25 protein-coding genes are annotated in these 20,253 nt (G+C 65.6%); 13 read left to right on the forward strand and 12 right to left on the reverse strand.

The features are described from left to right. Window positions 1–80: 80 nt before the first annotated feature. The 4 genes from R2669_RS15520 to R2669_RS15535 all read right to left on the reverse strand — a co-directional run bounded on the left by R2669_RS15520 (window position 81) and on the right by R2669_RS15535 (window position 3,406). Window positions 81–1,079: a FecR family protein gene (locus R2669_RS15520; protein ID WP_316901068.1), complete on the reverse strand. Its 999-nt coding sequence runs from the start codon at window positions 1,077–1,079 to the stop codon at window positions 81–83. Window positions 1,080–1,250: 171 nt separating this feature from the next. After that, window positions 1,251–1,763 (reverse strand): RNA polymerase sigma factor, encoded by a 513-nt coding sequence (locus R2669_RS15525; protein ID WP_316882826.1) that lies wholly within the window; start codon window positions 1,761–1,763, stop codon window positions 1,251–1,253. Next, window positions 1,753–2,466 carry a TonB C-terminal domain-containing protein gene (locus R2669_RS15530; RefSeq protein WP_316901070.1) on the reverse strand — a complete coding sequence of 238 codons (714 nt, stop codon included), beginning with the start codon at window positions 2,464–2,466 and terminating at the stop codon, window positions 1,753–1,755. The genes R2669_RS15525 and R2669_RS15530 overlap by 11 nt, the downstream gene beginning before the upstream one ends. Before the next feature lie 205 nt (window positions 2,467–2,671). Further along, on the reverse strand, window positions 2,672–3,406 hold the full coding sequence (locus tag R2669_RS15535) for an NUDIX hydrolase (RefSeq protein ID WP_147215430.1): 735 nt from the start codon (window positions 3,404–3,406) through the stop codon (window positions 2,672–2,674). A 95-nt stretch (window positions 3,407–3,501) separates the two neighbouring features. On the opposite strand from R2669_RS15535, the gene R2669_RS15540 reads away from it, so the two are divergent. Together R2669_RS15540 and R2669_RS15545 are read left to right on the forward strand one after the other, a co-directional pair. Further along, entirely contained in the window at window positions 3,502–4,545 is a 1,044-nt protein-coding gene (locus tag R2669_RS15540) for an SPFH domain-containing protein (protein WP_147215432.1), read from the forward strand. Next, window positions 4,542–5,474, forward strand: coding sequence for a diacylglycerol kinase catalytic domain-containing protein (locus tag R2669_RS15545; protein ID WP_316901073.1), 933 nt, complete (start codon window positions 4,542–4,544; stop codon window positions 5,472–5,474). Before R2669_RS15540 ends, R2669_RS15545 begins: the two co-directional genes overlap by 4 nt. Before the next feature lie 49 nt (window positions 5,475–5,523). On the opposite strand, the gene R2669_RS15550 is transcribed toward R2669_RS15545, so the two are convergent. The 3 genes from R2669_RS15550 to R2669_RS15560 are packed head-to-tail and all read right to left on the reverse strand — an operon-like array spanning window position 5,524 to window position 7,618. Beyond that, on the reverse strand, window positions 5,524–6,303 hold the full coding sequence (locus R2669_RS15550) for an enoyl-CoA hydratase (protein ID WP_316901074.1): 780 nt from the start codon (window positions 6,301–6,303) through the stop codon (window positions 5,524–5,526). Then, window positions 6,300–6,734: a MarR family winged helix-turn-helix transcriptional regulator gene (locus R2669_RS15555; protein ID WP_147215437.1), complete on the reverse strand. Its 435-nt coding sequence runs from the start codon at window positions 6,732–6,734 to the stop codon at window positions 6,300–6,302. Before R2669_RS15555 ends, R2669_RS15550 begins: the two co-directional genes overlap by 4 nt. Further along, complete coding sequence (locus R2669_RS15560) at window positions 6,731–7,618, reverse strand: alpha/beta hydrolase family protein (protein ID WP_316901075.1); 888 nt, start codon at window positions 7,616–7,618, stop codon at window positions 6,731–6,733. Before R2669_RS15560 ends, R2669_RS15555 begins: the two co-directional genes overlap by 4 nt. Window positions 7,619–7,735: 117 nt before the next feature. Between R2669_RS15560 and R2669_RS15565 the strand changes: the two genes are divergently transcribed. Together R2669_RS15565 and R2669_RS15570 are read left to right on the forward strand one after the other, a co-directional pair. Further along, window positions 7,736–8,092, forward strand: coding sequence for an ArsR/SmtB family transcription factor (locus tag R2669_RS15565; protein ID WP_027679942.1), 357 nt, complete (start codon window positions 7,736–7,738; stop codon window positions 8,090–8,092). Then, window positions 8,076–9,035 (forward strand): SRPBCC family protein, encoded by a 960-nt coding sequence (locus R2669_RS15570; protein ID WP_316901077.1) that lies wholly within the window; start codon window positions 8,076–8,078, stop codon window positions 9,033–9,035. Before R2669_RS15565 ends, R2669_RS15570 begins: the two co-directional genes overlap by 17 nt. On the opposite strand, the gene R2669_RS15575 is transcribed toward R2669_RS15570, so the two are convergent. Together R2669_RS15575 and R2669_RS15580 are read right to left on the reverse strand one after the other, a co-directional pair. Continuing rightward, window positions 9,025–9,150: a hypothetical protein gene (locus R2669_RS15575; protein ID WP_316901078.1), complete on the reverse strand. Its 126-nt coding sequence runs from the start codon at window positions 9,148–9,150 to the stop codon at window positions 9,025–9,027. The two genes, R2669_RS15570 and R2669_RS15575, sit on opposite strands and share 11 nt — an antisense overlap. Continuing rightward, window positions 9,147–9,530: a tautomerase family protein gene (locus R2669_RS15580; protein ID WP_147215443.1), complete on the reverse strand. Its 384-nt coding sequence runs from the start codon at window positions 9,528–9,530 to the stop codon at window positions 9,147–9,149. Before R2669_RS15580 ends, R2669_RS15575 begins: the two co-directional genes overlap by 4 nt. 103 nt (window positions 9,531–9,633) lie before the next feature. Here R2669_RS15580 and R2669_RS15585 point away from each other — a divergent pair, with 103 nt between their 5' ends. The 3 genes from R2669_RS15585 to R2669_RS15595 all read left to right on the forward strand — a co-directional run bounded on the left by R2669_RS15585 (window position 9,634) and on the right by R2669_RS15595 (window position 12,519). Further along, complete coding sequence (locus R2669_RS15585) at window positions 9,634–10,488, forward strand: LysR family transcriptional regulator (protein ID WP_316901080.1); 855 nt, start codon at window positions 9,634–9,636, stop codon at window positions 10,486–10,488. 76 nt (window positions 10,489–10,564) lie between these two features. Continuing rightward, a complete protein-coding gene (locus R2669_RS15590; RefSeq protein ID WP_316901082.1) occupies window positions 10,565–11,404 on the forward strand; it encodes an AraC family transcriptional regulator in 840 nt (279 codons plus the stop codon). A 2-nt stretch (window positions 11,405–11,406) separates the two neighbouring features. Then, window positions 11,407–12,519 (forward strand): alpha/beta hydrolase family protein, encoded by a 1,113-nt coding sequence (locus tag R2669_RS15595; protein WP_316901085.1) that lies wholly within the window; start codon window positions 11,407–11,409, stop codon window positions 12,517–12,519. A 28-nt stretch (window positions 12,520–12,547) separates the two neighbouring features. Here the strand turns inward: R2669_RS15595 and R2669_RS15600 are convergent, their stop codons facing one another. After that, a complete protein-coding gene (locus tag R2669_RS15600; RefSeq protein ID WP_316901087.1) occupies window positions 12,548–13,669 on the reverse strand; it encodes a beta-ketoacyl-ACP synthase III in 1,122 nt (373 codons plus the stop codon). Between the two features lie 184 nt (window positions 13,670–13,853). Here R2669_RS15600 and copC point away from each other — a divergent pair, with 184 nt between their 5' ends. Next, window positions 13,854–14,234 carry a copper homeostasis periplasmic binding protein CopC gene (gene copC / locus R2669_RS15605; protein WP_430708800.1) on the forward strand — a complete coding sequence of 127 codons (381 nt, stop codon included), beginning with the start codon at window positions 13,854–13,856 and terminating at the stop codon, window positions 14,232–14,234. 4 nt (window positions 14,235–14,238) lie between these two features. Continuing rightward, window positions 14,239–15,168, forward strand: coding sequence for a copper homeostasis membrane protein CopD (gene copD / locus R2669_RS15610; RefSeq protein WP_316890726.1), 930 nt, complete (start codon window positions 14,239–14,241; stop codon window positions 15,166–15,168). An 81-nt stretch (window positions 15,169–15,249) separates the two neighbouring features. Here the strand turns inward: copD and R2669_RS15615 are convergent, their stop codons facing one another. Next, a complete protein-coding gene (locus R2669_RS15615) occupies window positions 15,250–16,473 on the reverse strand; it encodes a M20/M25/M40 family metallo-hydrolase (RefSeq protein ID WP_316901089.1) in 1,224 nt (407 codons plus the stop codon). Between the two features lie 230 nt (window positions 16,474–16,703). Here R2669_RS15615 and R2669_RS15620 point away from each other — a divergent pair, with 230 nt between their 5' ends. The 3 genes from R2669_RS15620 to R2669_RS15630 all read left to right on the forward strand — a co-directional run bounded on the left by R2669_RS15620 (window position 16,704) and on the right by R2669_RS15630 (window position 18,588). Next, window positions 16,704–17,378: a histidine phosphatase family protein gene (locus tag R2669_RS15620; RefSeq protein WP_316890723.1), complete on the forward strand. Its 675-nt coding sequence runs from the start codon at window positions 16,704–16,706 to the stop codon at window positions 17,376–17,378. Between the two features lie 46 nt (window positions 17,379–17,424). Then, the gene (locus R2669_RS15625) at window positions 17,425–18,189 is read left to right on the forward strand and encodes an SDR family oxidoreductase (protein WP_316874585.1); all 765 of its coding nucleotides are present in this window, start codon (window positions 17,425–17,427) and stop codon (window positions 18,187–18,189) included. 126 nt (window positions 18,190–18,315) lie between these two features. Beyond that, window positions 18,316–18,588 (forward strand): CppA family protein, encoded by a 273-nt coding sequence (locus tag R2669_RS15630; protein WP_316901091.1) that lies wholly within the window; start codon window positions 18,316–18,318, stop codon window positions 18,586–18,588. 12 nt (window positions 18,589–18,600) lie between these two features. Here R2669_RS15630 and R2669_RS15635 read toward each other — a convergent pair whose 3' ends face one another. After that, window positions 18,601–19,467 (reverse strand): LysR family transcriptional regulator, encoded by an 867-nt coding sequence (locus R2669_RS15635; protein WP_316901093.1) that lies wholly within the window; start codon window positions 19,465–19,467, stop codon window positions 18,601–18,603. Between the two features lie 101 nt (window positions 19,468–19,568). Here R2669_RS15635 and R2669_RS15640 point away from each other — a divergent pair, with 101 nt between their 5' ends. Then, a complete protein-coding gene (locus R2669_RS15640; protein ID WP_316901095.1) occupies window positions 19,569–20,195 on the forward strand; it encodes a LysE family translocator in 627 nt (208 codons plus the stop codon). Window positions 20,196–20,253 lie beyond the last annotated feature (58 nt).

A 20,253-nucleotide genomic window follows, 5' to 3' on the forward strand; every position in this document is an offset into this window, starting at 1 on the left:
GCCTCTCCTGCTATGACGAAGGTCACAGCGCCAACCCGCAATGACAGAAACATGTCAGCGGCGCATGCTCGCCGCCCGGCTTATCCCAGCAGCACGATGCCGCCGGGCAGCTCCGTCACCTTGGCGCCCAGCATTTCGCGCATCTGCGCAAACACCGTGTCCAGCTTGTCGATGCGAAAACGCCCATTCAAGCGGCTGCGCTCGAGCTTGCTGTCCACCACCAGCACGTGGCCGGGGCGATACCGATTGATCTCATCCACCACGTCGGACAACGGCGTCTGACGGAACACCAGCACCCCACTGCGCCACGCCGATGTGGTCGCCGCATCGGCAGCCATCACGGCACTCATGGCGTGCTTTCCGTAAGTCACTTGCTGATTGGCCGTCAGCATCACACTGCGGCCATTCGCATCGACCCGCACGTCGCCTGAAAGACATGTCACACACACGCGCGTATCGAGATTGCGCACTTCGAAGTTGGCCTGCGTGGCCTCCGCACGGCCCGGTCCCGCCGCAACGATGAACGGTTGCGCCGCGGCGCGCGTGGTGTTGACTGCGATCTCGCCGTCGAGCAGCTCGACGCCTTGGAGCGCATTCGCTGTTGCATCACGGCGCAGCGCAACGCTCGTGTGCGTGTTGAGGTCGACCGTCACGTCGGCTGCGAGCGCCAGCTGGCGCTGCTCGCCCGTCTTGGTGCGGAAATCTGCGGCCAAGGCGGGGAACGCGCCCCAGAGCCCAGCCGGCGCCACCACAGCCACGGCAGCACCCGCTGCGGTTGCAAAGGCACCACCGAGAAATGCGCGTCGGCCGAATGTCGTCGCGCGCTGCATGTTGGTGGCCTGTGCGGCTTGCCTGCGCCGCACGGCTTCACCGGCAGGCCCGAAGTCTTTCCACAACCGGCGCGCCTCCACAAACGCCGCCGCATGCGCGTCGCTCGTTTCGCACCAGCGTTTGAGCGCCTGCGCGTCGGCCACGGTGGCATCGCCCGAAGTCAGACGACGCACCCAGGCATGCGCTTCGCGGCGCAGCGTGTGCGGAATCTTCAGTGTCGTCGTGTTGGGTTCGGGTGCTGCCTTCATGCGTTCAACCATCTGTCATACGGCCGTCTTTGTGGGCGCGGCTTGCCTCTGCCGCCACTTCGACGGTCTTATGGGTAAGACGACGCCCGGCGCACAAACCCGCAAGCATTTTTTTGAGAGTTTTTTTTGAATCGATTGCCAGGGCAGATTGTGGCTTGCGAAGGCGCGCGGCTAGCGACCCAGCTTGGCGGCGCAGTGCTCCTGGGCGCGTTGCAGTTCCAGCTCGACGAGCCGCAGCGAGATGCCAAAGCGTTCGGCCACCTCGCGCTGCGGCGTGCCCTCCAGCCGCACGGCCAGCAGGATGTCGCGGCGCCGCGTGGGCATCTGCTCCATTGCCCGGATCAGCGCATCGAGTTCGGAGTTGGCCTCCGCAACTTCAGCGGGCCCCGGCGCGGGGCTCACCAGATCGAGCATGGTTTCGACCTCGCCCACGCTCAGGCGGCGGTCTTCGGCGCGCTGCTGGTCGATGGCCGCGTTGAACGCCATGCGATAGAGATAGGCACCGGGGTTTTGCACCGGCTCGATCGCCTCGCCGCTGCCGTGGTTCTCCAGGCGCAGCCAGATGTCTTGCAGCGCATCGCCGGCAAGGTCGGGGTTGCCCAGCCGCCGCGACAGCAGGAACTTGAGGTGGCTGTACCGCTCCAGGAGGAAATCGCGCAGCATCGCGCGGCCGCTATCCGCCATGCCGCCTCCCCATGGAAAGCACGGAGACCGACGTGGCCGGCGCGGGGCATCCCCAGCTCTGGCCCGATGCCCGCGGCATCACCACCAGCGTAAAAGGCTGCGGCACGAATGCGGGCACCGGCTCACCCACCGGCGCGCCTTGCAGAGCGCTCACCACCAACCTGTCGAGCACGGCATCGCCGGTGGAATCGAGCAGGCGCACCGTGGCGATGCTGCCCGACGCATCGAGCCACAGGCGCAGCGCGATGCGGTGGCGGCCTTGCGCCAGGATCGCATTTGCACAGAACACATCGCGGATGCGACGCTGGATCAAGCCGTAGTAACGTCGCTGCGCCGGCAGGTCGGTTGCCCCGGTATCGTTTGCATCGGGGCCCGCTTGCGGCCGCACCGGCAAGAGCACCAGCGCATCGTTGCCGGTGTAGCGCGGCGCAAGGCCACTGCCTTCCAGCAAACGCAGCAGTGCCATATGGGGCGTCATCGTGCCGCGCACGGCAGGGGCCGCACGGCCCGCCGTCAACGCGCTGTCATACAGCAGCGCCATTCCGGTGACGGCGCCATAGTGCTCCAGCGCGCGTTGCAGCGGCTGCGCCTCGATGTCGAACCAGCGGTCGACATCGGCAGGCGGCGCGCCGGCAATGGCAGCCGGCTCCGCTTCAAGCGGACCGGCCAGCACGGCAGGTTGGAAAGCGCAGATGCCGATCATCGCGATGCACCAAGGCAGTATCCGCCGCGCACCACCCGATGCGACGTTTCCAGCCATACCCGGTCAGTGAAAGACGCGTGCGTCAGCGCCCGGTCTGCAGGCGTGTTTCACAGCGCGCAAGTGTGAAATAAGCGCGTAGGGTAGTAATGCAACGTGACTGTTCTGTTACAGCACCCGTTGGAGGGGTGCTGCGCCAAGCCGGTGCTCAGGCGTTTGAATCACCACCGCGCGGGCTGAACGTGCGCGGGAAAACAACCGGCTGGCTCCGATCAATCAGTCGGTAGCCCTTGGCAGGACGGTACGAATCCCCTTCCGCCACGCCGGCTTCTTCCAGAAAGTTGGCGGCCAGCATGCGGGTGCGAAAACCGCTTTTGTCGACCGGGCGGCCGAGCACGATTTCGTACATGCGTTGCAACTGCGGCAGCGAAAACGGCTCGGCCAGCAGAAAGGCTGGCAACGAGGTGTATTCGACCTTGCTGCGCAAACGCTCGACGGCGGCGCGCAGGATTTCCGCGTGGTCGAAGGCGAGTTCAGGCGCGCGAAGCACGTCGTCCACCGCAAACCACGCCACGTCGGCCGCATTGGCGCCCTTGGCGAGTGCCACACCCTGCGCAGGCATCAACGCAAAGTAGACATGCGTGGCAGACCAGCCGCGCGGGTCACGCGTCACGCCGCCCCAACTGCCCAACTGCTCCAGATACGGGCTGCCCACACCGGTTTTCTCCAGCAGCTTGCGGCGCGCGCAGTCTTCCAGCGTGGCATCGACGGCCGTATCGACAAAGCCTCCCGGCAACGCCCATGCGCCGGGAAAAGGCTCCCCTTCCGTATTGGGACGCTGCACGAGCAGCACGCGCAACACGTCATCCAGCACCGTAAAGATGACGACATCGACGGTGGTAAACGGCAGCGGGAAGGTCTTCGCGGAGGTTCGGGTGGCCATGGCGCATCACAAATTTCTTGACGGCCCCCATAGTAAGTTGTATTGTCCAACCCATACAAGTTGTACTGTACAACTTATAAAACAAGGAGGTCATCATGTTCGGCATCCGCTTCATCAAGTCACAGCCCACCGTTCATCTCATGCAGTTCCGCGCCGGCAAGGTGGTGCGCGAAGGCTCGGGCCTGTCGTTCTTCTATTACGGCCCGACGACCACGCTGGTGGCCGTGCCCGTGGCCAGCCAGGACCGCCCTTTCATCCTTGAACTGGTAACAGCCGACTTTCAGAGCGTGACCGTGCAGGGCCAGGTGACGTACCGCATCAGCGACCCGCGCCGCACCGCCGCGATGATGGATTTCTCGCTCGCCAAGAACGGCCAGACCTACGTGTCGGAAGACCCGAAGCGTTTGGGCGATCGCGTCGCTCAGCAAGTGGAAGTGATCGTGCAGCAAGCCGTTCAGGCGATGGAGCTGAAGGCCGCGCTGCGCGCATCGGCCGCCATCGCGCGCACCGCGCAAGCCGAATTGGCTGCGCAGCCTGAAATTGCCGCGTTGGGGCTGGAGATCCTGGGCGTGTCGGTCATGGCGGTCAAGCCGACCCCGGACATCGCACGCGCGCTGGAAGCCGAAGCACGCGAATCCAACCTCAAGGCCGCGGATGACGCCGTCTACTTGCGTCGCATGTCGGCCGTGGAAAACGAACGCGCCATTCGCCAGAACGAGCTGGACACTGACATTGCAGTCGAGCAGAAGAAGCGCCAGATCCGCGAGACGCAGATGGAAGCCAAGGCCACGCTGATGCGCAAGGAAAATGCCCTGCGCAACGAACAGATGGCCGCCGATGTGGAACTCGAAGGTCAGCGCAAGGCCTTCGTGGCCGGGCAGGCCGAGAACAGCCGCACGCTGGCCGAAGCCGAGGCCTACCGCGTGGCCGCTGTCATGCAGGCGCTGGAAAAGGCCGACCCGCGCATCGTCAACGCGCTGGCTGCGGCCGGCATGCAACCCGGCCAGCTCATCGCCCAGGCCTTTGGCGGCATTGCCGAACGTGCAGAACGCATCGGCCAGTTGAACGTGTCGCCGGACCTGCTGCAAGGGCTGATGAACGCCACGTCCCCCAACGCCACCGCACGGGTCGCATCATGAGCACCGAAGGCCGCAAGGTCGTGCTGGTGACGCGCCGCACCCGGCTTGAAGAGCTGGTGGCGCGGCACCACACGCTGGCGCAGGCGAAGTTCTACCTCGAACACCTGGGCGCCGATTTTTCCGACTACCTGGCCGAGAACGCTGCCTACGCGCGCAGCCTAGAAATTACCGTGCGCGCGCTGGAAGCCTGGGGCCGCTATCAGGTGGTGGATCGCGGCTACTTGCCCAACTTCATCTTTGCGCCGGACGATATCGTCGTGGCGCTCGGGCAAGACGGGCTGGTCGCCAACTCGATGAAGTATCTCGATGGCCAGCCGCTGATCGGCCTCAACCCGGAGCCCGGCCGCTGGGACGGCGTGCTGCTGCCCTTCGAGCCGAAAGATCTCGGCACCGTGCTGGCCGACGTGGCGCGCGACAAGCGCCCCACCAAAGCGGTGACGATGGCCGAAGCACGGCTGTCCGACGGGCAGGTGCTGCGCGCCGTCAACGACCTCTTCATCGGGCCGCGCACGCATGCATCTGCGCTGTATGAAATCGAGCTGGGTGAGCGGCGTGAAGCGCAATCGTCGTCGGGCATCATCGTCGCCACGGGGCTCGGTTCGACGGCATGGCTGAAGAGCATCGTGACGGGCTCGATGGGCGTCGCACGCGCCATGCATGCCGGCGGCGATGGCTTTCGCTACGAACCCGAACCGTGGGACACCCCGCAACTGACGTTCGCCGTGCGCGAGCCGTTTCCGAGCCGTGCATCGCAGGCCACGCTCGTGTTTGGCCATGTGGATGCAGACCAACCGCTCAGGCTGCGCTCGCGCATGCCGGAGAACGGCGTGATCTTTTCCGACGGCATGGAGGCCGATTACCTGCGTTTTACCGCCGGCATGGAAGCGACGATTTCGGTGGCAGCCACGCAAGGGCGCTTGGCGGTCTGAATGAAAAAAGGCGGCCGGACCAGGGCCGCCGAAGGAGACACCGCCGCGCTCAGTGCGCCACGGCGTTGAAATTGGGCGGTCGTCGATCGACAAACGCCCGGAAGGCTTCATGCGCCTCCGGAGATTGCAGACGCTGCGCAAAGCAAGCGCTCTCCGCATCCATCTGTTGCTTGAGCAGTTCGGCATCGCGCATCAGGCGCTTGGTTTCGGTCAGGGCGCCCAACGGCTGGCGCGCCAATCGCGCCGCAATGGCCTGCGCCTCCGTGCCGAGCTGGTACAGCGGCACCACCCGGTTCGCCAAACCCCACGCGAGCGCCGATTCCGCGTTCACCGCATCGCCCAGCGCGAACATCTCGAACGCGCGCACGTGGCCGAGGCGCGCAGGCATCAGCAGGCTCGATGCGGCTTCCGGCACCAGCGCCAGATTGACGAACGGCGTGGACAGCTGCGCGTTGTCCGCCAGCAGCACGAAGTCGCAATGCAAGAGCATGGTCGTGCCGATGCCGACCGCGCGGCCTTGCACTGCCGCCACCAGCGGGCGCGTGGCACGGGCCAGCGCATGCAGGAAACGGATGACGTTGCGCTCAGCACCGCCCTTGCCGCCGGTCATGGCAATTGATGCAAATTCGCCGATGTCGTTGCCGGCGGAGAACATGTCGCCCTCGGCGCGCAGCAACACCACGCGCACGGTGTTGTCGCGTTCGGCGGCGCCCAACGCGTCGGCCAGCGCGCCGTACATCGCATCGGTGATGGCGTTTTTCTTGTCGGCGCGGGCCAGGGTGAGCGTCAGCACGCCGTCGGCGTTGTGGCTCCGGATGTGTTCACTCATTGCTCGTCTCCGTTGGGGAACTTGGTTTGCAGGCTGGCCAGCCAGCGTGCGACGACGTCGATCTCGGCGTCGGTAAAACCTTCGGTCAGCCGCGCGTTCAGTTCGGCCAGGCCGGTGCGCGTTTCGGCCAAGGCTTCGCGGCCGGCAGGCGTGATCCAGAGCTGCCAGGCGCGGCCATCCTTGGCATCGGCGCGGCGCTCGATGAGGCCGGCGTCGACAGAGCGATCGACCAGGCCGCTCATGGCGGAGGGGCCGAGGTCCAGCGCGGCGCCGGCTTCGCGCATCAACGCGCCGTCGTTCTTTTCCAGGAAGAACAGCAGGCCGGATTGCGCGGCGGTCACGCCCTCGCCGGTGCGCGATTGAATCCAGCGCTGCAAGCGGCGCTGCCCGACGCTGATCAGATACACAAGGCGGCGGTCGGGTGCCGTCATGCAGCCTCCGCTTCGTTGCGTGTGGCGGCGGCACGCTCGCGCAGCCAATCCACCAGACCCGGCCACAGCGTGGTGGCGAACTGCGCGCGGAAGAAGCCCATGTGCCCCACCGCGCCGCCGGCCTGTGCAGGCGTGATCTGCCGCCGTTCGACCCACGTGTTCGTGAAGTGCATCGTCAACGCGTTGATGGCGGCGGGCGTGGCCCACGGGTCATCGTCAAAGCCGTAGACGAGCACCGGATGCGTGACACGGTTGAAGCGCTCGACGGCGCCGAGCGTCGGATCATCGAAAAAGTAGCGCTGCATGCCGGCCCATGCGCCCCATTCGATGGCGACACCGCCCGGCAGGTCTTCGCCCAGGCCCATGCGCTTGCCCGGCACGTAGCCAATCAACCGCGCCATCAAGGGGCCAATGCCGCGCAGGATCAACTCCACGCGCCAGCGTTCGCCGCGTTGGCGGATGAAGCGCGAGTTGCCCGTGTGGCAGGCCACCTGCACCACGCCCGCGACATCCCAGTCGGCGCAGCACAGACCGATGGCGTGGCCGCCCACCGAGTGCCCGACCGCCAGTTGCGGCAAGTCCGGATAACGCGCCCTTGCCCATCGCATCACGCCTTCGGCGTCGAGCAGCGCCCAGTCGCGCATGCGGGCAGCAAAGCGGCGCAGGCTCTTGGGCCGCGATGCGCCGATACCGCGGTAGTCGTACGTGATCGTGTGGAAGCCGTGCTCGGCCAGGAACTTGGCAAAGGCTTGGTAGATGCGCTGCGGCACGCCCGTGGCCGGGTGCATGACCACCACGCCCTGCGGCGCGCCGGCAGCCGTCCAGAGCATGGCGCCGAGGGGATAGCCGTCCGTGGCGGGAATGGTGAGCGGTGTGCTGTTCATGACGTCGGTTTAGTTCGCGTGCGAAGTGTTTTACTTTGTATGCGAAGTAAATCGGTGTGTCAACGACAGAAAGATAAAGTACTTGCTTAACTATTCAGAGTCGCTATAGTTAACCACATGCTTAACCATGACACTTCCCTCGATCTCGCCTTCCAGGCCCTGGCCGACGGCAACCGGCGCGCGATGCTGGTGCAGCTCGTGCGCGGGCCGGCGTCGGTGAGCGAACTTGCGCAACCCCTCGACATCTCGCTGCCCGCGGTGATGCAGCACCTGTCGGTGCTGGAGAACTCCGGTCTCGTGCGATCGGAAAAGGTGGGCCGCGTACGGACTTGCCGTATCGAACCCGAGGCGCTGAGCCTCGCCGAGCAGTGGATCAACCAACGACGCCTGGAGTGGGAACAGCACTTCGACCGCCTGGGCGCCTATCTGGAAACGCTCAAAACCCAAGGAGACTTGCATGACGACGACCATTGACAGCCCCGCCGGCACGACCCTGCGCCCCCTCGTGATCTCACGCACCTTCCCCGTTTCGCGTGACTGGGTCTTCAAGGCCTGGAGCACCGCCGACCACATCAAGCGCTGGTTCTGCCCGACGCACTTCACGGTGCCGGACGCAACAGTCGAGTTTCGCGTGGGCGGCAAGTTTGACGTCTGCATGCGCTCGCCCGAGGGGCAAGACCACTGGTCGCGCGGCCACTTTCTCGAGATCGTGCCCAACGCGCGCCTCGTCATCGACATGAACGTCGTGGATGGCGACAACCGCCCGCTGATGAACGCCCACACCGTCGTCACCTTTGCCGAAGAATGCGGAGGCACGCGCATGGAAGTCACGCAGACCCACACGCCGCTCGCGCCGATTGCCGAGATGATGATCAAGGGGGCATCCGAGGGCTGGAAGCAGACGCTCGACAAGCTGGAACGCGAAGCCGCAAGCGTGCCGGTGGCCGATGGCATCCAGCGCTCCGTGGTGCATGCCACCTTTACGGTGGAACGCACCTACGACGCACCGCGCTCGCGCGTGTTCAAGGCACTGACTGACCCGGCCGCCAAGGCCAAGTGGTTTGCCGGCGGCAACGGCTACACGCTGCTCGTGCGTGAAATGGATGCCACGCCCGGCGGCCGCGAAGTCGTCAAGGGCCGATGGGACAGCGGTGTCGTCTCCAGCTTCGAAGCGCTGTATCACGACGTCATCCCGAACGAACGCGTCGTCTATTCGTATGTGATGCACCTGGACGATCGCAAGATCTCCGCCTCGCTCGCCACGCTGGAATTGCGCCAGCCCAAGGACGGCTCAGGCGGCACGCACCTCGTCATGACCGAGCAAGGCGCCTTCCTGGATGGCTACGACGATTCCGGATCGCGCGAGCGCGGCACGCAGTTCCTGCTCGACATGCTCGGCAATTCGCTCAAGGACTGAGCCTCGGCAACACGTCGCGCGCGACGGCCGCCAACGTGACCGCCGTGCCGACGATCAACACCGCCCCCCACAGCACGCCGCCCAGGTGCGCGAGAAGCGCCTGGCGCGGCGTCATTTCGCATACTGCGCGATCCCGTGGCCGAACGACCAGTTCTCGGGCAGCACCTCTACGAGGTTGATGAATACGTCTTCGGGCCGCACGCCCGGCTTGTCGCCCAGCAGCTCGACGATGCGGCGATAGAGCGCCTGCTTCTGCTCGAGGTTGCGCGTGTTGTTGGCGGTGATCTGGATGATCACCACGTCGTCGCTGCGCGCGATGCCGAAGTACGTCGGGCTGACGCTGAAGGTGCTCGCGTCGTGCTCGGTCAGCGTCATGAAGCGATCGTCTTCCGGCACGTTGAATGTTTCGCGCATGGCGCGATAGACGCCGTCGAAAATGGCCTGGTGATAAGCGGCAGGCTTGCCGCGCCGCAACGACACTTGAACGAGAGGCATGGTGCACTCCTTGGTTTGCAGTGACCACAGGATGCCTCACATTGCCCATTGCAAAAAGGCATCCTAAGATATTTCAATCATTCGATTTTAAAATGATTGAACCATGAGGATGCTCGACCTGGAGGCTGTTCAAGCCTTCGTGCTGACCGCCGATCTGAAGAGCTTCACGCGCGCGGCGGAGGCCATGGATTCGACGCAATCCGCCGTGAGCCTGAAGATCAAGCGGCTGGAAGATGCGCTGGGCCGCCGGCTTCTGGAGCGCACGCCGCGCCTGGTGCGGCTGTCGCAGGATGGCGCGGCGTTTCTCCCGGCAGCGCGTGACCTGGTGGCTGCGCACGAAGGCGCGCTGGGCTCGTTTGGCGTGGAGCGGCGGCGCTTGTCGGTCGGGATGAGCCACCACATCGTCGGCGCAGAACTGCCGCGCCTCTTGCGACAGATGGGCCGGGCGGAACCGACGCTCACACTGGAAATCCGCATCGCCAGTTCCTGGGAAATCGTGGAGATGCTCGAAGGCGGCGTGCTGGATGCCGCCATCGTGCTGCGCCACGACAACCGCCGCACCGACGGCGAAGTCCTCATGGAAGAGCCTTTCGGCTGGATGGCCGCACCCGACTTTGAGCACCGCGCGGGCGAACCGGTCCGTCTGGCCAACCAGACCGAAACGTGCCGCATCCGGCAGATGGCAACGACGGCGTTGGACACCGCGGGCATCGCCTGGCAAGAGGTCTTCATCGGGGGCGGCGTAGCCACCATCGGCGCGGCGGTGGCGGCCGGCTTGGCGGTGGCGGCACTCAGCCGACGCGTGGCACCGGCCGGCACCATCGATGTGGGCGATGCGCTTGGCCTCCCGCCGCTTCCGTCGCGCAGCGTGGTGCTGCATTCGCGGGTCGCCGATCCGGCCGCAAAGAAGGCGCTGCGGACCTTCGCCTCCACCTTGCGGGCCACGGGCGGACGATAGCGGGACGCCCCTGGCCCGCGCATTTTGCGCAATCGCTGCACCGCGCGACGCCTGCGGGGCGACTATGCTTTGCCGCATGAAGCCCCGCACTGAACACGACTACCACCGCCGCATCGCCCGCGTCATCGAGGCGATCCTGGCCGACCCCGCCGCGCCGCATACCGTGCAGAGCCTGGCGGCGGTGGCGCACCTGTCGCCATTTCACTTTCATCGCATCTACCGCGCGCTCACGGGCGAAGGCGTGTTCGAGACCGTCCAGCGCGTGCGGCTGGCGCAGGCTGCGCACCGGTTGAGCGGCGCAGAAGATTCCGTCACCGATGTCGCGCTCAACGTTGGGTATGGCAGCCCGCAGGCCTTCGCCCGCGCTTTCCGCGAGTTCACCGGCGTAAGCCCGCGCGCGTTCCAGACCCGGCAGCAGGCGCTGAATGTGCGCAGCACCGAGACCGCAGACCTGCCGCCCATCGAGCTGATCGAGCAGCCGCCGCGGCACGCGCTCTGCCTGCGCCACGACGGCCCCGTTGCGACGATCCGTCAGACGTTTGTCATGCTGCGGCAGTTGCTCGGCATCGATATGGAATCGGCGGATGCGCCTGACCGCATTGGTGTCTGCTATGGCGATCCGGAAACGCCTGGCTCGTTCGAATACTTCGCGGGCGTGATCCTCGATACGCCGCGCGCCATTACCGGCCGCCTGCAGCCGATGCGCATCGAAGGCGGCCTCTACGCTTGCCACCGGCTGATCGGCCCTTATGCGCTCATCGCACCCACCATGCAGGCGCTCTACGGCGGCTGCCTCCCCAGCTACGGCTTCGAACCGGACGACCGGCCGGCGCTCGAGTTGTATCGCAGCCCCGGGCGGCACCACCCGCCGCGCGCCTGCGTAACCGATCTGATGATCCCCATCCGCAAGGAGTAAAGATGTTGCGTCGTTGCCTTGCCGCCGCGCTGGCGGCCTTTGCCATGGGCGCGGCCTATGGCGGCTCCGCTGATGAGCCTGCTGCGCCATACCACGTGGGGGAAACCACCCGCGCATTTCATCCGCAGGCCGAGCGCCATTGGCGCGGAGCACGCACGCAGGCGCTCATCACCAACGTCTGGTATCCGGCGGATATTTCCGTGCCCGAGATTTCACACAACGTCGATGCGCCGGGCCGGTCGCCGTTCCGCATGCAGCCATCTGCCGGCGAAGCGCCCGTCGCGTCAACGCAGGCGCAATATCCGCTGCTGCTGCTTTCGCACGGCACGGGCGGCACGGCAGGAAGCCTCGATTGGATGGCGGCTGCGCTGGCGGCGCACGGCTACATCGTCGCGGGCGTGAACCACCCGGGCAACACGGCGCTGGAACCGCTCACGCGCGAAGGCTTCATGCTGTGGTGGGAGCGCGCCACCGATGTCAGCGAAGTGTTGGATGGCGTGCTCGCCGATCCCGTGTTGGGCGCGCATGTCGATCGCACGCGCATCGGCGCCGTGGGCTTTTCGTTGGGCGGCTATACCGTGCTGGAGCTGGCCGGCGCACGCACGGATGTCGCGGCCTTCATGGCGTTCTGCGGCTCGCCACAGGCGGACGCCATCTGCCACCCGCCTGAGATGGCCCGAGCGCAGATCAACCCGACTGCCGACACAGCCAGGTCACCGCAGACGGAAGCGTCCCTCGCCCGCTCCGGCGCGTCCTACCGCGACGCACGCATCAAAAGCGTTTTTGCGATGGCGCCCGCCCTGGGCATGGCGATGGACGCCACGTCGCTTGGCAACATCAGCATCCCCGTCTCGCTGATGGCCGGAGACGCGGATGTCACCGTGCCCGTCGACACCAACGTACGCCGCGTCGCCAAGATGCTGCCCAAGGCCGATCTGCTGCTGGTGCCGGCGGCGTCGCACTACACGTTCGTGGACACGTGCCTGCCCGGTGCCGCACCCCATGTGCCGCTGCTGTGCAAGGACAACCCCGGCGTGGATCGCGATGCGGTGCATGCCCAGGCCGTGCGCCGGGCGCTGGACTTTTTCGCGGCGACGCTGCCCGGTCAGACCTGAGCGCCGCCCGCGATTCGGTGCAGATCGATTACTGCTTCTGCACCGCCACACTGCCGATCGAATAGCCTGCGCCAAACGAGCAGATCATGCCGAGGTCGCCCGACTTCAGGTCGGCACGGTGGCGGTGGAACGCAATGATGGAACCTGCCGATGCCGTGTTGGCGAACTCGTCGAGAATGACCGGCGCCTCGTCGGCCGATGCATCGTGCCCGAGCAGGCGTTTGCCGATCAGCTGGTTCATCGCCAGGTTGGCCTGATGCAGCCAGAAGCGGCGCACGTCGGCCGGGGCGTGGCCCAGTTGCTGCAGATGGCCGGCAATGTGCTCCGCCGCCATCGGGCAGACTTCCTTGAAGACCTTGCGGCCTTCCTGGCGGAAGAGCTGATCGCGATCGTCCGGGTTGCGGTCTTCGCTGCGCGAGAGGTAGCCGGCGTTGTTGCGGATGTTGTTGGAAAAGCTCGTCGCGCATTTGGTGCCGAGCACGCGCCAGGCGTCGGTGGAGCGCGTGTCTTCGGCGCGCTCGACCAGCACGGCCGTGCACACGTCGCCAAAGATGAAGTGGCAATCGCGGTCTTTCCAATCGAGGTGGCCGGAGGTGATTTCCGGGCTCACCACCAGCGCGGCGCGCGCTGTGCCACTGCGCACGGCGTTGATGGCCTGCTCCAGCCCGAACGTGGCCGACGAGCATGCGACGTTCATGTCGAACGCGTAACCGCCCGCGCCAATGCCGTTCTGAATTTCCACGCCCAACGCCGGATACGGACGTTGGAAATTGGACGTCGCGCAAAGCAGCATGTCGACGTCGGCGGCATCGCGGCCGGCGGCGGCCAATGCGTCGCGCGCGGCGGCCACACCAATCTCTGCCTGCAGCGACAGCGCATCGTCGGGGCGCGGCGTCAGACGCGGGCGCATGCGCGTCGGGTCCAGCACGCCGGCCTTGTCGACCACGTAGCGCTGGCGGATGCCTGACGCCTTCTCGATGAACTCCGCCGACGATTCCGCCAGCGCCGTCAGTTCGCCCGCCGCAATCGCGGCAGCGTGCTGCGCGTTGTAGAGCTGCGCGTAGGCGTTATAGGAGGCGACCAGCTCCTCGTTGGTGATGACCTCGGGCGCGACCCACAGGCCCGTGCCGCTGATGACGACGTCGTGCATACCCGGAATTTGTGAATTTTTCGTGGCGGGGACGATAGCACATCGGCCCGATAAAACGGGGCGCCGGATGTGGTCGTTTACATCTAGTCTGGCCTTGCGCTGCGGCACGCACAAGGGCAGGGGCGCCCGCGCGGAAAATGATGCGTTACGCTAGTCGCCATCCCCCAATTCACAGGAAGCCCGCATGCCGATGCTCAGCCCCTCCCGAATTGCCCAAGCGTGTGTTGCCATTGGTGCCGCCCTCGCCACCTCGCTTGCCATGGCCCATCCGAAGCTGCTTTCGGCCAATCCCGCCGACAAATCGGTGGGGCCGCCCCCGGCCCAGATTGCGCTCCATTTCTCGGAAAAACTGGTTGCCCAGTTCAGTGATGCCACGCTCGTCATGACCGCGGCATCCGGCTCGACGACGAATGTGGCCGCCAAGGTCGCCACGGGCACCGACGGACGCACGCTGACCGTCTCCCCCACGCAGCCGCTGGCGCCCGGGGCGTACCGCGTCGACTGGCATGTCGTAGCCGCAGACACGCACCGCGTAGCCGGCAACCTGACGTTCCAGGTGAAGTAACGCGATGCCGGAGGACTGGCTGGCCGTCACCCTGCGCTTTGCGCTGTATCTGGATTTGATGGTGCTTTTCGGCGTATCGCTTTTCAGCCTCTACGCGCTTGGCCCAACCGATCCATCGTCGGGCGTCTCTCGGCTGTACGGCAGGGTGCTGGATGCATCGGTATTGGCCGGTATCGTGCTGTCGATCTGGGACGTGGTGGCGATGGCCGAGTCGATGACCGGCGCCACACGCTATAGCGAGCTGACCGGCCATGTCTTCGACATGATCCTGACCGGCACGGCAGTCGGCGCGGCATGGCTGGTGCGCATTGCGGTGCTTGCGACGGGTCTCGTCATGGCAATCGCGTGGCGCCGAAATGCGCGCCGCCGACAGATCGGACTCGCGGCGTCCGGCGCCATCGCGCTGGCCACGCTTGCATGGGCCGGGCACGGCGCCATGGACGAGGGCTTGCGCGGCGCGTTCCATCTGGCAATCGACATGACGCATCTGCTGGCGGCTGGCATGTGGGTGGGTGCGTTGGTCGCGTTCGTGCTGCTGTCGTCGGCCCGCCGGACCGGCACGCCGCATACGGTGCAAACGCTCAGCCGTGCCGCCAGCGGCTTCGCGACCATCGGCACGTGCATCGTCGCGATGTTGATTGCCACGGGCGTCGTCAACTATGTGCTGGTTGCCGGCCCGACGTTCGACGCGCTCTTCACGGCGCCGTATGGGTGGTTGCTGCTCGGCAAGCTCGCACTGTTTGCGTTGATGCTCCTGCTGGCAGCGGGCAATCGCTATCGATTGAGCCCCCGGCTCGCGGCTGCAATCAACGCTGGCGATACCGCTGGCGCAGTCAAGGCGCTGCACAACAGCCTGCGGGCAGAAGCCTGTCTTGCCATGCTGATCCTGGCGCTGGTGGCGTGGCTTGGCACGCTTTCACCACTGCCTGCGTAGCGTCCGGCGGAGCCGACAAAACAAAACGGGTGACAGCACCGCGCCGTCACCCGTTCGTTGTTGCATGCCGCCGCGCGGCACTTACTTGTTCGCCGCAAGCTCCATGATCATGCGCGACAGCAGGTAGAGACGCGGCACGACGCTCTCCACTTCCGCGTATTCCTCCGGCGTGTGGATGCCGCCCCCGACGATCCCGAAGCCATCGAGCGTGGGCGTGCCGACACCGGCTGACAGACTGGAATCGGCGGCGCCGCCGCTGCCCTCGAGCGTGAGCTTGCGGCCGATCTCGCCGTAGATGGCTTGCGCCTTGGCGGCCAGCTTGTCCGACGCGTCATTGCGCGGCATCGGCGGGAAGCTGCGCACCAGCGAGGTCTTGACTTCCGTGTCCGGAATCAACTTGTTGGCCGATACGCGCGTCAGGTCACGCTCCACGCGGTCGAATTCCTCCGGCACGGCCACGCGCACGTCTGCGTACGCCGTTGCATGGTCGGGGATGACGTTGGTCGCATCGCCCGCCTTGAGCACCGTCACGTTGAAGGTCGTCTGCTTGGCGCTGTCGCCCAGCTTGCCGAGCTGCAGCACCTGGTGCGCCAGTTCGTTGGCGGCGTTGCGACCGGATTCGGGCGCCACGCCGGCGTGCGCGGCCTTGCCTTTGATGTCGATCTCTGCGGTGCCGCTGCCCTTGCGCCACACGACAAGCCCATCGGCGGGCCGGCCCGGCTCCAGGTTGAGCGTCACGTCATGTTGCTTGGCCTCGCGCTCGATCAACGCCCGCGTGCCCTTGGAGCCGGTTTCCTCGTTCGTGTTGAGCAGCAGCGTGACTTGCCCGTATTGCTTGAAGTCGAGCTGCTGCAGGATCTTCATCGCATACAAACCCGCCACCACACCGCCCTTGTCGTCCATCACGCCTGGGCCGTAGGCGCGCTTGTCCTTGATGGTGAACGGCTTGGCGCGGGCAGTGCCGTCCTTGAAGACGGTGTCCATGTGGGCCATCAGCAGAATGCGCGTTTTGCCGGTGCCCTTCCAGGTGGCGAGGATGTTGTTGCCCACGGCCGGCGCCGCAGACACCGTTTCCACCTGGGCGCCGGCCTTGCGCAGTTCGTCGGTGACGATGGTGCCGATCTGGCTGAGCCCCGCTTCATTGCCCGTGCCCGAGTCGATGTTCACCAGGCGCTCCAGCAATTGCAGCGCGTCACCACGGTAGCCCTCGGCGGCGGACAGCACCTTGGGATTGGCATCGACGGCACAAGACAGGCCTGAGGCACACAGCAGCAGCGCAGCAACGGCAAAGCGAGACGGTTTCATACAGGACCTTTGTAGCGAGTGGCGAAACGGCCATTACACACAAGATCGGCGCGCGCGGGCAGCCATGTTGCGTGCGGCGCACGGTCGTCACCCGGAGCTTGCTCTCGCGCCGCAACTCATGCGGTGGCACAACTATTCATTGCATGCATTACCGGTCATTCAAAGAATAAATTTCACAAATAATGGTCGCGCCGCTAATCTGGGTCCCCGTTGATTTTGGCGAGCAGACGATGGCGGAGCTTTATCTCGTACGGCACGGACAGGCCTCGTTTGGCGCGGCAGATTACGACCGGCTCTCCGAGCGCGGCGAGCAGCAGAGCGTCTGGCTCGGCGAATATTTCGCGCGGCAGGACATCGTTTTTGATCGCGTCATCTGCGGCACCTTGCGCCGTCATGAACAGACCGTCGACGGCATCCTGCGCGGCATGGGCATTTCAGGCACGGCGGTTGAGCAGCATGCCGGGCTGAACGAATACGACTTCCAAGGGCTGTTTGCCGCCCTCGGCGAAGATTTTCCGGAGCTGACACAACTGGCTTCGGGCTCGATGCGCGATCACTACCGGGCGCTCAAGCAGGTGCTGCACCTGTGGTCGGACGACAAGATCCGCGGGCCGCTGCACGAGACGTGGGCCGCCTTCCAGCAACGCGTGGCCGATGCGCGCGCGGCCATCCAGGCCGGCGGTGGGCAGCGTGTGCTCGCCATCAGCTCCGGCGGCCCCATCGCCGTGACCGCACAGCAGGTGCTGGCCGCACCGCCCGCCAGCGCCATCGCGCTGAACCTGCAGATCCGCAACAGCAGCGTCTCTCAGTATTTCTTCAACGCCGAATCGTTCCAGCTCGCCACCTTCAATGGCATCCCGCATCTGGACGACCCGGCACGGCGCGCGTTCCAGACCTACGGCTGAACGCCCCGGCGAAGCTCACAACACACAACCATTGGAGGAGCACACCATGAGCACGAACCTGTTCGACCTGACCGGAAAGATTGCCCTTGTGACCGGCGCCAGCCGCGGCATTGGCGAAGAGATTGCCAAGCTGCTGGCAGAACAAGGCGCGCACGTAATCGTGTCCAGCCGCAAGCTGGCCGACTGCGAAATCGTGGCCGAACGCATCCGCGCTGCGGGCGGCAAGGCTGAAGCCCTCGCCTGCCACGTCGGCCGCATGGAAGACATTGCCGCGGCGTTCGACACCATCCGCCGCACGCACGGCCGGCTCGACATTCTCATCAACAACGCCGCGGCCAACCCGCACTTCGGCCACATCCTCGACACGGATCTGGCAGCCTACGAGAAGACGGTGGAAGTGAACATCCGCGGCTACTTCTTCATGTCGGTCGAAGCCGGCAAGATGATGAAGGCCCAGGGCGGCGGTGCGATCGTCAACACCGCATCGGTCAACGCGCTGCACCCGGGCGACAAGCAGGGCATCTATTCCATCACCAAGGCCGCCGTGGCCCACATGACGCGCGCGTTCGCCAAGGAATGCGGGCCCTTCGGCATTCGCGTGAACGCGCTGCTGCCGGGCCTGACCAAGACCAAATTCGCAGGCGCCCTCTTTGAAGACAAGGCGACATACGACCGCTGGATCAGCGAAATCCCGCTGCGCCGCCACGCCGAACCGCGCGAGATGGCCGGCACGGTGCTTTATCTCGTGTCGGATGCGGCGAGCTACACCAACGGCGAATGCATCGTCGTCGATGGCGGCATGACGGTCTGACACTGGGCGTTTACGGCATCGACTGAGCCGCCCGTCACGCTCGTGCGGCGCGGCTGCAACATCGTCCTTGAAATCCGTGGATACCTGTATATATTTACAGTAACTGTAAATTTATACAGCACTGCCATGGACGACCTGATCCGCATCGAAAACGAGTACGACCGCCAGACGGTGCTCTGGCTGCGCGAGCGTCTGGGTGAACAGGCGCTGAACGAAGTCGTGTTGCGCATGGAGGTGCGCGGGCGGCCCTATGCGTCGGAAGTCTGCCGCACGCTGGGCCTGACACCGCCGCCGCGCAAGCGGGCGACAGCGCGTGCGCGACCGCTCAACCGAGCCGTGGGTGAGGCCTATCTGGCTACGATTCGGAGCATCCTGGGCGGCGGGCACGCGGCGGCGTAACGCCGGTTTGCATTAATCCGCCAGCGTGGCGGCCGTCTCTTCGCGCAGCCAGGCAAGCCAGGCGCCGGCCGGGCTGTCGGGAGCGATCGGCGCATCGGCCAGCAAGTAGTAGCCCGAGCCGTCACGCCTAAACCCTTCGGGCGCAATCAGCCGCCCATCTTTCAGATCGTCACCGGCCATCAGCTTTGATGCGATGGCCGTGCCCTGCCCGGCCAGGGCCGCCTGCAAACTCAGATAGAAATGTTCATAGCGCGCCTCGGGCAACCGGCCGCGCGGTCGGGTCGTGCTGCTGGCACGCCACCACGCCTGCCATGCATCGGGGCGCGTGGCGGTATGCAGCAGCCGTCGGCGCGCGGCGGGATCCGCTTGGGGGGCGTGCACCGGGCCGATCCACTCGTCGCAAATGGGTGCTGCATGCACGTGCGCGGGCCATGCAAAGTCATCACGGCGCAAGGCGACGTCCACACCGGTGCGTGCGAAATCGATGGGGCCGCCCGCCGCAAACAGATGCACCTGGATGGCCGGATGCCGGGCCTGAAAGCGCGACAGCCTCGGGATCAACCATCGCATCGCCAGCGTCGGTTCGCATGACACCACCAGCGCTGAAGACGTTGCCCGGCGCGCAATCCGGTCGATGCTATCGGTGAGAATTCCGAACGCATCGGTGGCAGCGGCATGCAGTTGTTCGCCCGCCGATGTCAGGAAGACCGCCCGATTGCGACGCTCGAACAAGTCCACGCCTAACGACGCTTCCAACTGCCGTATCTGGCGGCTGATCGCGCCATGTGTCACGTGCAGCTCCTGCGCCGCGCGCACGAAGCTGCCGTGCCGTGCCGCAGCCTCAAACACACGCAGCGTATTCAGTGGAGGCAGTGCCATCTGTCAGTTTTTCTCACCTAAAAAGAGCATCATAAATCGATTTTCAGCGATGACGGATGCCTCGAGAATCGGCGCACCTCCACTTTGCGATTGCGCCCGACATGACCGAACTCCTTGCTGTTGCCATCATCACGATCCTGGCTGTCATCAGCCCGGGCGCGGACTTTGCCATGGTCACGCGCAACAGCCTGCTGCATGGGCGGCGCGCCGGCGTGCTGTGCGCACTGGGCATTGCGCTTGGCGTGCAGGTGCACGTGTTCTACACGATGTTCGGCGTGGGCCTGCTGATCGCGCATGCGCCAACGCTTCTGCAAGGCATCAAGCTGGTGGGCGCGGCGTACCTGGTGTGGATTGGCTGGAAGACGCTGTCGGCCAAGCCGTTGCCCCGCGGCGAAACTGCCGGTAACAGCGTCGACGCTCCAACGCTATCGACGTCCGCAGCCCTGCGCATGGGCTTTCTCACCAATGCGCTCAATCCAAAAACAACGCTGTTCGTGGTCAGCACGTACACGCAGGTTGTTCACGCGAGCACGCCGCTGCTCGCGCAGTTCGGCTACGGCCTGTTCATGTCGGCTGCGCACGCGGTGTGGTTTGCGTTGGTGGCCGCATTGTTTGCGTCAGGCGCGTTGCGACGTTCGCTGCTGGCGCGGCAACGCATCGTGGACGGCGTGATCGGCGCGATCCTGATCGGATTGGGATTGGCGCTGGGGCTCGCGCGGCTTGCGTGATGGCACGCACGGCGGCCTTCCCATGCCTGCGCCCATGCCTTCCATCCCAGGTCTTCTG

The organism is Ralstonia edaphi (assembly GCF_958350185.1).
Taxonomy (GTDB): Bacteria; Pseudomonadota; Gammaproteobacteria; order Burkholderiales; family Burkholderiaceae; genus Ralstonia; species Ralstonia edaphi.